This window comes from Paenibacillus sp. CMM36 (assembly GCF_053570945.1).
Genome location: NZ_JBSEDY010000012.1, coordinates 1 through 16,760, shown reverse-complemented (window position 1 = coordinate 16,760; position 16,760 = coordinate 1). Strand labels below are relative to the sequence as shown.

At 47.5% G+C, this 16,760-nt stretch carries 14 protein-coding genes; all 14 read right to left on the bottom strand.

Annotation, left to right across the window (positions count from 1 at the left end; translation table 11 throughout):
• The 14 genes from pknB to ACWA2B_RS20510 all read right to left on the bottom strand — a co-directional run bounded on the left by pknB (position 1) and on the right by ACWA2B_RS20510 (position 16,483).
• Positions 1-2,280 carry a Stk1 family PASTA domain-containing Ser/Thr kinase gene (gene pknB / locus ACWA2B_RS20575; protein ID WP_029517206.1) on the bottom strand — a complete coding sequence of 760 codons (2,280 nt, stop codon included), beginning with the start codon at positions 2,278-2,280 and terminating at the stop codon, positions 1-3.
• Complete coding sequence (locus ACWA2B_RS20570; RefSeq protein WP_069012748.1) at positions 2,277-3,053, bottom strand: Stp1/IreP family PP2C-type Ser/Thr phosphatase; 777 nt, start codon at positions 3,051-3,053, stop codon at positions 2,277-2,279. Before ACWA2B_RS20570 ends, pknB begins: the two co-directional genes overlap by 4 nt.
• A gap of 6 nt (positions 3,054-3,059) precedes the next feature.
• A complete protein-coding gene (gene rlmN / locus ACWA2B_RS20565; RefSeq protein ID WP_029517204.1) occupies positions 3,060-4,100 on the bottom strand; it encodes a 23S rRNA (adenine(2503)-C(2))-methyltransferase RlmN in 1,041 nt (346 codons plus the stop codon).
• Between the two features lie 187 nt (positions 4,101-4,287).
• Positions 4,288-5,703 (bottom strand): 16S rRNA (cytosine(967)-C(5))-methyltransferase RsmB, encoded by a 1,416-nt coding sequence (rsmB, locus tag ACWA2B_RS20560; protein ID WP_449292584.1) that lies wholly within the window; start codon positions 5,701-5,703, stop codon positions 4,288-4,290.
• A complete protein-coding gene (gene fmt, locus ACWA2B_RS20555) occupies positions 5,700-6,659 on the bottom strand; it encodes a methionyl-tRNA formyltransferase (RefSeq protein WP_069012749.1) in 960 nt (319 codons plus the stop codon). The genes rsmB and fmt overlap by 4 nt, the downstream gene beginning before the upstream one ends.
• A gap of 6 nt (positions 6,660-6,665) precedes the next feature.
• Positions 6,666-7,163 carry a peptide deformylase gene (gene def, locus ACWA2B_RS20550; protein WP_013310890.1) on the bottom strand — a complete coding sequence of 166 codons (498 nt, stop codon included), beginning with the start codon at positions 7,161-7,163 and terminating at the stop codon, positions 6,666-6,668.
• Between the two features lie 139 nt (positions 7,164-7,302).
• Positions 7,303-9,879, bottom strand: coding sequence for a primosomal protein N' (priA, locus tag ACWA2B_RS20545; RefSeq protein WP_029517200.1), 2,577 nt, complete (start codon positions 9,877-9,879; stop codon positions 7,303-7,305).
• Positions 9,879-11,183: a bifunctional phosphopantothenoylcysteine decarboxylase/phosphopantothenate--cysteine ligase CoaBC gene (gene coaBC / locus ACWA2B_RS20540; protein WP_029517199.1), complete on the bottom strand. Its 1,305-nt coding sequence runs from the start codon at positions 11,181-11,183 to the stop codon at positions 9,879-9,881. The genes priA and coaBC overlap by 1 nt, the downstream gene beginning before the upstream one ends.
• A 90-nt stretch (positions 11,184-11,273) precedes the next feature.
• Positions 11,274-11,477 carry a DNA-directed RNA polymerase subunit omega gene (gene rpoZ, locus ACWA2B_RS20535; RefSeq protein WP_013310893.1) on the bottom strand — a complete coding sequence of 68 codons (204 nt, stop codon included), beginning with the start codon at positions 11,475-11,477 and terminating at the stop codon, positions 11,274-11,276.
• Between the two features lie 122 nt (positions 11,478-11,599).
• Complete coding sequence (gmk, locus tag ACWA2B_RS20530) at positions 11,600-12,172, bottom strand: guanylate kinase (RefSeq protein ID WP_013310894.1); 573 nt, start codon at positions 12,170-12,172, stop codon at positions 11,600-11,602.
• 14 nt (positions 12,173-12,186) lie between these two features.
• Positions 12,187-12,447 carry an extracellular matrix/biofilm regulator RemA gene (gene remA, locus ACWA2B_RS20525; protein WP_005548256.1) on the bottom strand — a complete coding sequence of 87 codons (261 nt, stop codon included), beginning with the start codon at positions 12,445-12,447 and terminating at the stop codon, positions 12,187-12,189.
• A 56-nt stretch (positions 12,448-12,503) separates the two neighbouring features.
• Complete coding sequence (locus ACWA2B_RS20520; RefSeq protein ID WP_029517198.1) at positions 12,504-13,391, bottom strand: YicC/YloC family endoribonuclease; 888 nt, start codon at positions 13,389-13,391, stop codon at positions 12,504-12,506.
• A gap of 35 nt (positions 13,392-13,426) precedes the next feature.
• Positions 13,427-15,313, bottom strand: a complete 1,887-nt coding sequence (locus tag ACWA2B_RS20515; protein WP_165150242.1) for a bifunctional homocysteine S-methyltransferase/methylenetetrahydrofolate reductase — start codon at positions 15,311-15,313, stop codon at positions 13,427-13,429.
• Positions 15,314-15,460: 147 nt separating this feature from the next.
• Positions 15,461-16,483 carry a hypothetical protein gene (locus tag ACWA2B_RS20510; RefSeq protein ID WP_029517196.1) on the bottom strand — a complete coding sequence of 341 codons (1,023 nt, stop codon included), beginning with the start codon at positions 16,481-16,483 and terminating at the stop codon, positions 15,461-15,463.
• Positions 16,484-16,760 lie beyond the last annotated feature (277 nt).

Here is a 16,760-nt window from a genome sequence, read left to right as displayed (position 1 = left end):
TTACTGATGCTGAACAGCCTCAATCACTTTTTCCTTCTTTTTGTGGGAAGCGTGACCTGGGTTGTTTTTATGGCTAACTGCCAACTCACTGCGCGTAGCCCCCGTGGAATTCGTTCCAGGAACAAAGGCGGAAGGGTCACCATTACCTCCTGTGCCCTCCTGATTGTTCGAGTCGCCTCCACCGTCACCACTATCATTAGAAGATCCCCCGTTATCACCTTCCTCGCCGTTTCCACTTCCATTTTGCGAGGAATTACCATCAGGTGTATCCGTTGGTGAAGTTCCAGCAGGTGGGGCAATTTGAGGCATCGTCACTGTTCCATTTTTCGCATCAATATAAGAAACCGGATACGTATCAATAAAGTCACCATCTCTAAATACTGAGACAACACTGTCTTTGTTCGGAGCCATTAGCAGGTTGATAGTGAACACCTGTGTCGTATTAATTGTACGGCTTCCCCATTCCTGATTTTCTCCACGTGCATCCGTATAAGTAATACGAATTTTGCTGTTTTTACCCTCTTCCTTCGGTGCAACAGGCACATTAAATGGCAGCGTAATCGCTTCTGGCGGGTAACCAGTGCTTACATAAAACGTAATTTCCGTATTTGGTGGCAACTCACTGCCTGCCTCGGACGGCCATTGTTTGGTTACTCTTCCTTTTTCCTGCTCATAGCTAAATTCTTCTTTAATCGAGCCAACCTTCAGCCCTGCCTTTTTGACCTCATTTTCCGCTTGGTTCTGCGTTTTCCCTACGAGACTTGGCATTTTTACAGTGTCAGCGCCCTTGCTGACTGTGAGCACAACTTGGACTGAATCCTTATCAAATGGCTCATTTGCAGCTGGAGTCTGACTAAGGACGGTCCCAACGGCCTGATCACTGAACTGCTCATTTTGCTGAATCTGCGTCTCCTTAATTTGCTGGGCGGTCAGCAGCTTAACAGCATTCTCGTAGCTTTGGCCTTTTACATCCGGCATTGGGGTGAGCGGCTTGGCAATCCCGACTTTCAGACTAATCTTGGTTCCTTCCTTGACTAAAGAATCTGCAGGATAGCTTTGATAAAATACAATTCCAGGCGCGATCCCCTCTTTGTATTCATGCTGGATTGGCTCCTCAATGAGTAAACCCGCTTTACTGAGATTAACCTTCGCTTGGTCTTCTGTTTGTGTCAATACACCTGGTACTTTTACCTCAGGCACGACAAGTACACTTTGCACATAGTACACCACTCCGCCCATGCACAGAAGTAACACCAACACTAGTGTTACCCACAAGATCGCTTTTTTTCTATTTTTCTTGGACGATTGCTTGCTCGGAAGCTGTTCAGACTCACGCGGTTGGGCAGGTACATCTTCCCCGCTAGAAGACATCCCTAATTGTTGAGGCTTAATAGCCGGAATAACCCGTGTTTGATCCTCATCATCCAAATGTGTAAACTCCAGCTTGGATTCATTACGCCGTCCCGGCAGCAAACAGGTTTCCAAATCTTTTAGCATTTCATCTGCCGATTGATAACGCTCTTCTGGATTTTTGCGCATGGATTTTAGAATGACATTTTCCACACTTTGCGGAATCAACGGATTAATTTTACGCGGTTCCTCAAACTCCTCTTGCAAATGCTTGAGCGCTACACTAATTGGACTTTCTCCGAGGAAAGGGAGCTGCGCCGTCAGCATTTGATATAAGACAATACCTAAAGAATATAAGTCCGATTTTTCGCCGGTGACGACACCCTTTGCATGCTCAGGTGAAAAATAATGAACAGAACCTACAACAGAACCCGTCTGGGTAATGGTCGTTGACGTAACAGCTCTAGCAATCCCAAAATCGGTTACCTTAACCCGTCCATTACGTCCAATTAATATATTATGAGGCTTGATGTCTCGGTGAATGATCTGATTTTGGTGAGCATGCTCCAGCGCATCACAAATCTGGGAAGCAATCCGTACTGCTTCATCCACTTGCAATGGCGCACGTTCTTTAATAATCTCATTCAAATTTTTACCTTCGATGCACTCCATTACAATATAATGGATTTCATCCTCTTGGCCGACATCATAAATACTGACCACATTCGAATGCGAAAGCGAAGCCGCAGACTGCGCCTCACGCCGAAACCGGCGAATAAATTCCTCGTCATGAACAAATTGCTGGCGCAACACTTTAACTGCAACATTGCGATTCAGCAAAATGTCTTGAGCCTTGTACACCAGAGCCATACCGCCGCCACCGATACGCTCAATAATTTCGTATCTTCCCCCTAGCAGGTGCCCGATCATGCGTCACACCCCTTTTCATTCAATGAAACCGTGTCATCGGGCAATTCAAACAAAGCTACAGTAATGTTATCGTCTCCTCCGGCAAGCAACGCCAGATGTAGCAGACGATCCGCACGCTCCTCCAAAGGATTCTCTGCGGCACCTACTACTTTACTGATTTGTTCTTCCGTTACCAGATTGCTTAATCCGTCGCTACACAGTAACAGTACATCGCCTTTTTCCAGCGTAATGGAGTCAATATCCACTTTCACCTCGGAATCAGTGCCCAGCGCCCGTGTCAGTACATTGCGACGAGGATGGTTCTCCCGTTCTTCCTTACTGATCTGACCGTTTTTGAACAGCTCGTTAACCAAAGTATGGTCTTCTGTAAGCTGACGTACCGCTCCTTTGGATATGACATAGGCGCGACTGTCACCGATATGTCCGATAATTCCGGATGCGTCGTATAGTAAAACCGCAACAACTGTCGTTCCCATATTATGATACTTCTCATCGCGTGCAGCCGTCTGGAAGATGACTTCATTGGCATGCAAAATAGCGTCGCTGAGCGCCGCCGTCAAAGAATGTGCGGATAATCCGCTCTCCAGCGTCGCCAAATCAGCGGCAAGTGTCTCTACCGCAAGGCGGCTGGCCGTATCACCGGCCAAATGCCCCCCCATACCATCGGCAACAATCCCAAGAATATAGCCTTGCTCTAAGTGCCTGATCCAGGCAGAATCCTCATTCACCGAACGTACACGTCCGACATGGCTGACATGAACTGTTTTGATCAAATGGTTTCACCCCAACTCCATATGCTTTGCACGCAACTGACCGCAGGCAGCGGCAATATCGTGACCCTGTTCACGCCGGATCGTCACATTGACGCCTTTTTCGGCAAGAATACGTTGAAAATTAAAAATATCGCTACGCGATGTGCGCACATACTTGCGCTCAGGCACATGGTTGACTGGAATCAAATTAACGTGACACAGCATGTCCTTTAACACATCCGCTAGCTCTTCAGCATGTTCTGCCTGATCGTTTACCCCACCAATCAGGGCATATTCAAACGAAATTCTCCGCCCCGTCTTAGCAAGATAGTAACGTAGAGAATCCATAACATCCTTAAAGGGATAACGCCGATTTACAGGCATTAGCTTCGACCGAAGTGCATCATTAGGCGCATGAATGGATATTGCCAGATTAATCTGGGTATCCTCGTCGGCAAATTTATAAATATTCGGTACAATACCGCTGGTCGACACTGTGATATGACGTTGACCAATGTTCAGACCTTTTTCATGAACCATTGTACGCAAAAACGTCATGGTCGCTTCATAGTTTTCAAAAGGCTCGCCCGAGCCCATAATCACGATGCTGCTCACTCGTTCATTCGTTTTATCCAAAATTTTCTGAGCCTGTACTACCTGTGCAGTAATTTCACCAGCTGTCAGGTTCCGTTTGAGGCCTCCAAGCGTCGAAGCGCAGAAAGTACAACCAATTCGGCAACCCACTTGTGTCGTTACACAAATACTGTTTCCGTAATTGTGTCTCATAATGACCGTTTCAATGGCATGATCATCATGCAAACCGAACAGGAATTTTACTGTACCGTCCTTAGATTCCAACTTTGTAATTTCACTAAGCGTCACAAAACTAAATTGCTCCTCAAGCTTCTCTCTCAGCGCCTTGGGCAAATTCGTCATCTCGCTGAAATCATTGACCCGCTTCACATACAGCCAGTCAAAAATTTGTCCTCCACGAAAAGCAGGCTCGCCATTGTTCTTGGCCCAGTCCTGAAGCTCCTCCAAAGTTAAATCATATATAAAAGGTTTCATCAATGTTTGCACCCGTTCCTTCTTCATTAAGTTCTGTTTGATCGCAGATCGTATTTTTCATTCTTCCTATTTTAGCACAAATCCCTGAGGGGGTAAAAATTTTTCGTCTTCATGCAAAAAACCGCCGGAAATGTTCCGGCGGAATGTGGAAATGCTGGTGGGCAGCTGCATGGAATTCTCTTCCGCGCTATTTCACCCGACGTAGGCGCGCGATATAAAATCCGTCGCTGTGGAAATGCTGCGGTAACAGCTGTACCGAGCCTCCCTGTATACTATCCATTTCGCGGCTCACGTCCGGGAAGGAATGACCCTCTGCCAATTCATACTCCGAATGTTCGCTTAAAAACCGAGTCAATTGTCCTTCATTTTCGTCCGGCTCAATCGTGCATGTACTGTATACCAGAATGCCACCTGGCTTCAACAGTCCCGCCACACTATCCAGCAGCTCATGCTGAAGCTGTGTAATGTCGCGAACATCCTGCGCAGTTTTGCTCCAACGCAGGTCCGGTTTACGACGAATTACTCCAAAGCCAGAGCATGGTGCATCCAGCAAAATACGGTCAAAAGAAGCTGGGGCATATCGTTCCTTCAGTTCTAGCGCATCACCAGTGACTGTTTCCACGGCATCCAGGCCAAGTCGTTTAGCCTGTTCACGGATTAATTGATGCTTATGGGCATGCAGATCATTTGCAACGATCCGACCGCGATCCTTCATCAGCTCAGCCATATGAGCTGTTTTGCCGCCTGGAGCGGCACAGCAATCCAGTACCAGCATACCGGGCTCAGGAGCAACTGCTTCGGCAACGAGCATAGAGCTTTCATCCTGTACGGACAGCGAGCCGTCCGTATACCACGAGGTAAGCGCCATATTGCCACCGCTACGAACAACAATCCCATAGGGACTAACTGCCGAAGGAACGGCATCAAGTCCTTTTGAGCGCATCTCGTCCAGCAGCTGATCACGGCTGGTAATTGTCGTATTCACCCGTACGCTGACCGCAGGGGGCTCATTATTAGCCTGACAGATAGCCTCAGCAGTATCTGCACCGTATTGCTTAATCCAACGCTTAACCAGCCACTGTGGATGAGAATGTTCTAATGAAATCCGTTCCTCTGGTGACAAATCGTCAGGAATACGCAGCTTGTCCGGCTCACGCAGCATGCTGCGGAGCACGCCGTTGACCATACCGGAAATCCCCTGATGTCCACGACGCTTGGCAATGGTCACCGCTTCACTAACGACTGCATGATCTGGAACTCGATCCAGATACACCACCTGATACACACTCATCCGCAGCAACGAACGTACCCAAGCCTGAAGCTTGGCCGTTCCTTTTTGAACAAATTTATTCAAAAAATAATCTAGTGTATTTCGGCGTGCGACTGTACCGTATACAAGTTCAGTCGCCAAACCAGCGTCACTTGCAGATAAACCTGCCTGCTGAAGTCGACGATTCAATTCAAGATTGCTATACGCACCCTCTTGCTCCACACCGGTCAACACATCAAGTGCAACTTCCCGCGCCGTCTGTTTGCGAGTATTGCCGGATCTGGCACCCACTCCCTTGCCTTGGCCTCCCCGACGGGAGTGACTCCCGCTCATCCGAGCACCGTGCCTGGCTTCATCTGTCCGCCGCGCGCAAAGGTTCCGGCATCCATAACCTTTTTGCCAGCCGGTTGAACCTGAGTCAGCCAAAGAGTTCCTTCGCCTGTCTGCACCTCAATGCCACGAGCGGTCAATTGAAGAACCGTTCCGGGTGCTGGAGCATTTGAGCCACTCACTTCATTATTTATGAAAGGCTGCTCAGCAGCCCATATTTTAAAAACATTTTCCTCCCAAAGCGTAAACGCGCCCGAAAAAGGAACAAGGCCGCGGATCCGGTTGTATATCTGCTGTGCATTGTCACTCCACGAAATACGCTCATCGTCGCGGTTCAGATTCGGAGCATAGGTCGCCTCGTCCTCGTTTTGCGGCGTACGGTCTGATTGCCCAGCCAGCAATTTAGGCAGCTCGCCCTGCAAAAGCTTTGCTCCAGCTACGCTTAGCTTCTCAAAAATCGTACCGGATGTATCCTCCGGTCCTATAGCAACCTCAACTCGCGATATCATATCGCCAGTATCCAGTCCTTCCGCCATATACATCAGCGTCACACCCGTCACGGTCTCACCGTTAATAATCGCACGCTGGATCGGTGCACCTCCCCGATAACGGGGAAGTAACGAACCATGCACATTCAGGCAGCCGAAACGAGGCAGGTCTAGTACGGATTTTGGCAAAATTTGCCCATAGGCTGCGGTTACGATCAGATCAGGACGCAGCTCCGCCACCTGAGCCACCGCTTCTGGCTGGCGCAGGCGGGTCGGTTGCAGTACAGGTAATCCGCGTTTTTCTGCCGCTTCCTTAACTGGTGTAGGCGTCAATATTTTTTTCCGTCCCTGTGGCTTATCGGGCTGTGTAATCACACCGACCACGTTATAACCGTTATCCAGTAACATGTTCAACGATGGCACTGCAAACTCAGGCGTACCCATAAAGATAATACGAATGTCTTGACTCATCGAACCTCACTCTCCTATCTGACGGTTCGGTCCTGGCTGTTCCAGCGCAACCTCATATACTTTTTCTGCAATATCCGTGAACAAAATTCCATTTAAATGGTCGATTTCATGCTGAAAAGCACGAGAAAGCAATCCTGTCGCTGTAACGGTAATGGCCTTACCCTCGCGGTCCAGTCCCTTGACTGTAACTTTCTCGGCACGACGCACATCCCCGTTCAACCCTGGTATACTCAGGCAGCCTTCTGGACCCAATTCCTCCCCTTCTTCGGCCACGATTTCTGGGTTGATCATTTTAATCAAACCATGTTCATCTCCAGCATCTACAACGATGAGACGCTTCAAAATACCTACTTGCGGAGCAGCAAGACCTACACCCTCCGCTTCATACATCGTATCTGCCATATCGTCGAGCAGCTTTTGCACGTTAGGTGTAATTTTAGTAACTTCCTTTGCTACTTTGTGCAATACATCATCCGGCTCCAACACTATAATTCTAATTGACATGACAACAGAACACCTTCCTCTTTATCCTTTTTCCTTCGTTTAGGCTTAACTGTATTCATCACAAACGCGACTGCTACATTATCCTATGTACGGACGACTTGTCCGCATTAATTGTGCTAATAACTTTTGTGGCAACGCTCTACATAAGCATTTGTGGATCAACATCCAGACTAATCAGCAACTTTTGCGCCTGTGCGGATTCGGCCATTTCATCAGCTACTTGCTGAGCCAAACTAATCGCGTCGATATTTCCACGCCATTTTATCATACATTGAAATCGGTATCTATTCTTGATTCTCGAAATGGGAGAAGCTACTGGCCCCAAAATGTCGAGTACATCCGATGTAAGACGATCCATATTCCCGAACCAGCCTCGTTGTCTGGCCCGTCCCTGTAGTGTTGCTGAATAATTCTCTGCCAGCCGGACCAGCACCGGGAGTTGTTCATGAGAAAAGGTTACCAAAATAAGACGGCAATATGGTGGATAGTGCAAATTGCGGCGGTGTTTCAATTCTTCCCTCACAAAAGAAGCATAATCATGGCGACTTGCGTGAATCACCGAATAATGCTCTGGAGTATAGGATTGTACGAATACTTCCCCTGGCAATTGATGTCTCCCAGCACGTCCAGCTACTTGTGTTAACAGCTGAAATGTCTTTTCCGCAGCCCGAAAATCCGGTAAATTGAGAGCTGAATCCGCAGTAATGACACCAACCAGTGTCACATCGGGAAAGTCCAGGCCTTTGGCAACCATTTGAGTACCGAGCAGCACGTCCGCTTTTTTATCACGAAATTGCTTGAGGAGCTTTTCGTGGGCATTTTTTTCTGTCGTTGTATCAACATCCATTCGAACAACACGTATACCGGGGAATAGCTTCGCCAGCTCTTCTTCCACTCGCTGGGTACCTGTACCGAAATAGCGAATATGCTCACTACCGCATTCAGGGCAAGTCTGAGGCACAGGCTCGGAATAACCACAGTAATGACAACGTAAATTGTTCGACCGCTGATGATACGTAAGCGAAATATCACAATGCGGACAGCCCGCCACATAGCCACAGCTACGGCACATGACGAATGTGGAGTGTCCACGCCGATTCAACAGGAGCACCGTCTGCTCCTTACGCTCTAACCGCTCTGCAATCCCATTATGCAACGCACGGCTAAACATAGAGCGGTTGCCAGCACGCAGTTCCTCACGCATATCCATGATATGTACTTCGGGTAACGTGTTCCCCAATGCGCGAGTTGGCATTTCAAGTAGCAACGGCGCAAACTCGTCGTTGCTTTGTGAGCGAGCCGCATAGTAGCTTTCCAGCGACGGTGTAGCCGAGCCGAGAATAACGACAGCCCCATGCTGATGGGCTCTGCGAATGGCGACATCACGCGCATGGTATTTAGGTGTCTCTTCCTGCTTATAGGACGTTTCGTGCTCCTCATCCATAATAATAAGACCTAACTCACGAAAAGGCGCAAATACTGCCGAGCGAGCACCAATCGCCACTTTCACACGGCCTTCGCGTATTTTGCGCCACTCATCGTACCGTTCTCCTCCAGACAACCTACTGTGCATCACTGCTACCTGATCGCCAAACCGACCTTTAAAACGCTCAACCATTTGTGGGGTTAACGATATTTCAGGTACCAGCACAATGGCCTGCCGATTCTGCTCGATACAACGTTGAATCGTCTGTAGATAAATTTCCGTCTTACCGCTCCCCGTGACTCCATGCAACAAATAAGCTCCTTGCTCACGCGTGTCCAGCTGGCGAATAATCCGTTCATACACCGACTGCTGCTCTGCTGTGAGAGGGAGTGGCTCTGTAGGCTTGAAGTGTCTGCCCCGGTACGGGTCGCGGAACACTTCGACATCCTCCAGCAACACATAGCCCTTATCTTCCAGCGCCTTAACCGTTGCAGCAGACACACTCAATGAGGTCATGACTTCCTTGAGCGACAGAGGCAAAAACTCGCTACGTTCCAGCAAAAAAGCAAGTACCTCCCGCTGACGCTGTGCTTTGGCAGAAAATTGCTCCAGTACCGTTGATGCCTCGTCTATGCCGATAGCCAGATCAACGGATTTCATGGTCTTTTTGCCAAGCTTGTCTTTAATAACTTGACTTTCCTGAAGCACACCCCGGCGTAACAGTGATTTAATAACCTCCGCTTCCTCAGGGAAACGTCGACTGAGTTGCTGCAACGGGACTTGCTCCTTCTCCTGAATGAAGCTGACAATCCGACGCTCTGTCGGATCACTCATACCATCGTCGGTCAGAAGTGCCCATTCGAGCTCATCGCCCTGATTCGGTTGTATACTACGCTGTGGATGCGTTAACTCATGCTGTTCCGCAATTGAGATATAACGTTCTGCTTTGCCTTTGAGCGCGGTAGGAATCATCACTTGCAATGCCATAATTTGATTACAAGCATAACGTTCACTCATCCACTTGCCCAGTTCGACTAGGTCGGCAGATAAAGGTGGCACCAAATCCAGCAACTCCTGAATCGCTCTCATCCTGTATTTCGGTGGTTCCTCAGCTGGGACTACCGAGATGACGAAAGCCTGCACCGTCCGTTTGCCAAATGGCACAGCTACCCGACTACCCGGCTCAATCCAAGGTCTCATTGAATCCGGTATCAGATAATCGAAGGTGCGGTCCGTATCCTTGGCAGGTACATCGACAATGACCTTGGCAACTAAATTGCCCGTCTCCATTAATGCAGCACCCCACCCATGCGTCCCGCGGCTATAGTAAGCAACTTACGCGCAACTTCTTCCTTTGACTGTACAGGAATACGCTCAACGATCCCGCTTCGGTCATAAATTTGAACAGCATTCGTATCGACGCCAAAACCAGCACCATTCACAGTTACATCGTTTGCCGCGATCAAATCACAATTTTTACGTTCTAATTTATCTTTCGCATACGTCTCCAAATGTTCAGTTTCAGCTGCAAAGCCAATTAAAAATTGATGTTTCTTACTCCGTCCGAGTGATTCTAGAATATCGACGTTCTTCACTAACTCTAGCGTAAATACGCTATCTTTTTTCTTGATCTTGGTCTGTGCTATCTCACGTGGTCGATAATCTGCAACTGCAGCAGCCATAACGACCATATCGCTCGTTTCCCATTGTTTTAATACAGCTGCGTACATGTCTTCAGCCGACTGGACTCTTTCAAGCATAATACCAGCAGGCGGTTCCGCACTGGTATTGGCAGCAATCAAGTGCACCTCTGCCCCCATCTTTTGAGCCACTTTTGCAATGGCGAAGCCCATTTTTCCAGATGAATCATTTGTGATATAACGCACTGGATCAATTCGCTCGATCGTGCCTCCAGCCGTTACAATGACTTTTTTACCTGAAAACACCGATTCATTCTCATTCACAGGTGACTCAGGCACTTGAGCCTCCACAGATTCGCCACCAAACCATCGGGATTCAGACTTAATGTTGTTTTTTTGTTCCTGGGCTTGCTGATCAAAAAAGTGCTCTATGGTTTGCACAATTGTGTCCGGCTCTTCCAAACGTCCTTTGCCAACGTAACCGCAAGCCAGTAATCCTTCACCAGGCTCAATCATCTTCACACCACGTGATACAAGCGTCTCCATATTTTGCATGACTGCCGGATGAGTGTACATATGTACATTCATCGCAGGTGCCACCATAATAGGCGCTGTTGTAGCCAACAACGTTGTAGACAACATATCATCAGCAAGGCCATGCGCCATTTTTCCAATAATATTCGCAGTTGCAGGTGCAACAAGCACCAAATCAGCCGCATCTGCCAGATGAATATGGGATACGACGGACGGCTCTCTTTCATCAAACGTATCACTGTACACCGGATTACGAGAGAGCGACTGCAGTGTAAGCTCGGTAATAAACTCCTTAGCAGAGGCTGTCATAATCACATGAACATCGGCGCCCTTTTGTGTCAACCTACTACATAACGCAGCCCCTTTGTAAGCAGCAATTCCACCGGTTATACCAAGAATAATAACTTTCCCCTTCAACATCGTTAACTCCCCCTGACCTAAAAAAATAACAACCTTGCGGTTGTCAAAGGAATTGGCATTGCGCCCGGTTATAATAGTTGTGTATAATTCTTACTCGTCTTCGCCGCTTTCAAGACGCAGATGATCCGCGTAAATCTCTTCCAACGCCACTCCAACCTGTTTGTGGGATTTAGGATTCTTGAGAGTCGTCTTTTCACCCTCGCGCAACTGTCTGGCACGACGTGAAGCCGCTACAACCAACGAATACTTACTATCTGCCTTTTTCATCATTTCATCAATGGAAGGATACAGCACGAATAGACACCTCTTCATGTAGTTTTGGGACTGTATAAGCTGAACTCCAGTGTACACCTTCAAGCTCAGCTTATACAGTATTATTTCTCTTTAGGTACGCTTGGCATATGAAAAGCCCTCGTTTAAGGATGAACCTTACAATGTTCGGCGATAATAATGGATTCTATTCGTTTACAAGCGAAATCAATCTCATCATTGACAACCGCATAATCATAGTGACGCAACAGATTCATTTCATCCACAGCTACCGACATACGGTGGTCTATGGTCGCTTGAGTTTCTGTGCCCCGTCCCCGGATTCTATCCTTTAATTCATCTAGCGAAGGCGGAAGCAGAAAAATGAATATGCCTTCTGGAAATTTTTCTTTAACCTTTAGCGCTCCCTGAACTTCAATCTCCAGAAAAATATCTTTTCCCTGCGCAAGCGTCTGATCTACAAAATCACGTGGAGTACCATAATAGTTCCCTACATACTCAGCATACTCCAGCATTTCATCTCGTTCAATCATACCCAAAAATTCTTCACGCGTTTTAAAAAAATAGGTCACTCCATCCTGTTCACCCGAACGAGGTGTTCGAGTTGTAGCAGAAACGGAGTACGTTATCTCTGGTAGCTTGTCACGCAATGCGTTGCCTACCGTCCCTTTACCGACACCCGAAGGTCCGGATATTACAAATAATAATCCCTTAGCCATAGTACACTCCATTTTTATTCGTCATTGTCATCATCTTTAGTGGATAGGCGATGAGCGACCGTCTCCGGCTGCACCGCAGACAGGATTACATGATCACTGTCTGTAATAATAACAGCCCGCGTCCGGCGGCCATAGGTAGCATCAATTAGCATATGACGGTCCCTGGCTTCCTGTATAATCCGCTTGATCGGAGCAGACTCCGGACTGACGATGGAGATAATTCGGTTGGCCGACACGATATTGCCGAAACCAATATTGATCAATTTGATTGCCATATTCAGGTCTTTCCCCCTATACATGTGACTCTTGCAGCCGTGCCGCTACCAGGTAGCTACTCAATATTTGCAGCCTGCTCACGAATTTTCTCGAGCTCTGCTTTCATCTCAACGACCAAATTAACCAAGTTGAGATGATTAGCCTTGGAGCCGATCGTGTTGACTTCTCTATTCATTTCCTGGATTAAAAAATCTAATTTGCGACCGGCCGGCTCGTCCGATAGCAGCAACCCCTTGCACTGCCCAAAGTGACTTTGAAGCCGGGTAAGTTCCTCATCAATATTGCTGCGATCCGCGAATAACGCAATCTCCATTCCGAACTTATGTTCATCAAGCGTAAATGAACCGTCCTGAAGCTCTTTAAGCCTGTGTTTCAGCCTGTTACGGTAGTCGCTCACAACATGAGGAGCCAGCACCGTCATTTCATGATGCAGGGATTCCAGACGTAAAATACGGGATTTCACATCTTGCGCCAAATGCCCGCCTTCTCGCCTTCTCATCTCCAGTAAACCTTGCAAAGCTTCATTCAAAGCTCGCTGTAGTTGCTCTTCCCAGTCCTCTTCGTCTCCATGGAAAGCCTCTCCAGGCTCACCCAGAACGTCAGGCAAAGCAAGAATATCGCTTATCCCTAACGTTCCTTTCACTCCATAACGATCCGCCAGCTGCTCTGCTGCATGCAGGTAAGCCTGCACCACAGTGTCATTTAACCGCGCGGCGGGCATCTGTTCTTCATCACGTTCCCTGTGGATAAAGACATCGATACGACCGCGTTTAATCTGCTGTTGAACCGTTCTTCTCAAGCCATCTTCGTAACGAGTCCATTCGCGCGGAATTCTCATCATCACTTCGCAATAGCGGTGATTTACCGATTTCAATTCCAAGCGCACTTTATAGCCCTCATAATGAAGGATAGCTTGACCGTATCCGGTCATACTCAATGACATCGGCATCACATCCATTATACTATTGTAATTGATTATTATAGTCGAAACAAGGGGGCCTGTGCGCGGCCTGATTTTTGCCATACGTAAGAAGTCAGTTCAGCTGTCATTTCATAGAACATAAATGGAGTCATAAAATAGATACCATTAAAATGTTCCATTGCCGTATCGAGTAACTCCTTGGCAATAGACACGCCCATTGCTCGTCCTTCCGGACCCTCAAGGCCAGACATACGTGCACGCACCTCATCGGATAACTGAATGCCTGGTACTTCATTGTGCAAGTATTCTGCATTGCGCCCACTAGCCAGCGGCATAATACCGATAAAAATCGGTACTTCCAAATGTCGTGTCGCTTCCGCGATGGCTGCAATCAACTCGTGGTCGTATACGGGCTGAGTCATAACATAGTCGGCTCCGGAGGCAATTTTCTTCTCCAACCGCTGTACGGCTTTACCCAAATGCTTGACGTTAGGATTAAATGCGGCACCTACCACAAAATTAGCCTTCTGCTTCAGTGGCTTACCGGAAAATGCAACACCATCATTTAATTGCTTGATCATGCGTATGATTTCAAAAGAGGTCATATCATACACCGAACTGGCGCCTGGCAAATCACCAAACCGCGCCGGATCTCCAGTAACCGCCAGTACATGGTCAATACCGAGCGCGTCAAAACCCATCATGTGGGATTGAGTACCAATCAGATTGCGATCACGACATGCTATATGAATTAATGGACGCAAGCCTGTTTCAATACTGACCAAATGTCCAAGCGCCATGTTGCTCATGCGAGTGACTGCAAGCGAGTTGTCAGCCAGTGTAAGCGCGTCGGCCCCGGCTTTCTTCAACGCATGAGCACCTTGCATAAACCTCGTAATGTCCAGATCGCGCGGAGGATCCAGTTCTACAATGACCGTATGTCGTTCCTTAACCAGATCCACAATGTTGGGCTCGCTGATATGTCTGCCATTTCCTCGTTCCCCTTCATCTGCAATCTGCTCCGCCACTTGAAAGGACTCTTTCGACAAAGCTTCTTTTGAAGCAAGAGGAGGCGGTTGCAAACGGTTCAAGGCTTTGGATATAGCAGCAATATGATCCGGTGTAGTTCCGCAGCAACCACCGAGCAGCCTCGTTCCCAGGTCTACAAAGGATTTGGCACATTCTCCAAAATATTCAGGTGATGCACCGTATACATAGTGACCGTCCACATAATCTGCTAGTCCCGCATTCGGATATACGGACAACGGTACAGACAAAGGGCCGTCCAGCTGCTCCATTACACTCATAATTCCCTGCGGACCCGAGTGACAGTTAAATCCAAGGATGTCTGCCCCCTCATTACGCAGCACCGAAAAAGCTTCCGCCACTAAAAAACCATCCTGAGTACGACCAACCTGATCGACCGCAAACTGACAAATCACCGGAATATCACTATATTTACGTACACTGTGAAGCGCTATGCGTATTTCATCCAGCGAATAAAACGTTTCGCACAAAATACCGTCGACTCCTTCGGAGAGAAGGGCATCAATTTGCTGTTCATAGTTTCTTGCCAGCTCCAGCTTTGATATGTTAAGCCGCTTTCCCCCACATATGGAACCCACTGCACCTACCACATAATGTTCAGGTCCGGCCGCATCTCTGGCAATTCTCACACCAGCACGATTGATCTCTTCTACCTTAGATTCCAGTCCAAACCGGGCTAACTTATAATCATTTGCAGAAAATGTATTAGTCTCCAGCAATCGAGCTCCTGCACTTAAATATTGACCATGCACGTCTGATATAACATCAGGCGAAGTGATGTTCAGTTCTTCGAAAGACGTATTTACTGGAAATCCTAGCTGATATAAAAAAGTCCCCATTGCGCCGTCTCCGACAATAATTTCACGATTCAGCACAGTACGCAAATCCGGTTTCATGTCCTCTGCTCCACCCCGCTCTTTATTTTCATACTAATGTAACATAAAGAGACTTCAAACATAAGCCAAAAACTAAAAAAGCCGCCCCACTCCCCGACAATATGATATCAGGAGTGGAGCGGCTTGATTCATCTTTTCTATTTCCTACTACATTTTCCCAACGGAAGAATGGAGAGAGTAAGCGTAAAAAGTCCCTTTTTTATTTACTTTAGCCACAATAGAATCCGTTCCCTTTTGCTGCTTGTAGAACGTATATTGATTCCCTTGAACTTTCACTTTATAGCCGGTCAAATTGATATTAAACAACATCTGAGCCTTGGGCTTGACTAGCTTCAAAGCTTCTGAGGCAGTATATTTCGGGCTTGCAAATGTTTTTTTGAAATCTGCGTCATCATTCCAATCCACCCCATAGGTGGATACGGCCAGCACTTTACCGGTTACCGCGCTAATTTTGACCTCACTGGCCTCGTTTGCATCCTCAAACGACCAATATGAAAGCCCCTTCGTTTCGTCCTTGTACCGTGAAGCGTGCTGCACCTTAATTGGCTGTCCACTCACACGCTTAAATGTGTTCATTGCACGGTTCAGTATCAGAGGGTCCACCCGCTTCAGCGCATAGTCCGCGTTGATGGTAATAGCGTTACCTCGATCCACATCCACATACAACGAGGAAGCCTGTTCACCTGCGCCCCAAAATACCCAGTAATTTGATGGCTTGTTGGACTGATAAGGGGATTTGACCCGCCAAAATGCTTCAAATTGCAAAGGACGCTTGCTGTCAAACGCTTTGGCGCTGTTTAGCACTTTCGTCTTGAGTGGCGCGTTCATCGCTTTTCCCAAGCTGCTTATTTTATATCGTATGGTTGTAGAATCTACTCTATTTTTTTCTTTATTATATTCTGTCTGTAACGTAGCAGTTCCATCTTCCAGTCCGCCCTCTACAATCCAAGTTTTCCCCATATCCGTCACATCGTCAAATTGAAATGCTGTCTTCGAGCCGATGAGTTCTTGCACCGCTTTTTCTAAACGGCTTACCACTGTCGGAGTTAGCGACCCAACCTGCTTATCCGTCGTTTCCGCGGCGGCCGGAATGGTCGCCGCCTGAACCGGAAGCGCGGTGGCTACAAATATGAGGACTGCAACTGCTGAAATCCAACGAAATTTCCGCACTATGAACGGCCTCCTTATTGTTTTTCATTTTCTATATTATACATCGTTCAGGCGCCAAAAAAAGACAGAATGTTGCTTTGTTCATCATATTCCTTGTATACAGGGGCATCTAAGTCCAAAAAAAGAAGACCTACTAAGGTCTTCTCAGATTGTCGAGAAAGTCTCGACAGCCTATTTTATGTTAATTTTGTTTAAGACGACACCGCGTTAATGTTGTATAATATAGGTAACTATTGTAGAACGGATGGTGTTGATATGCTACGCTCCAACCGCGAAA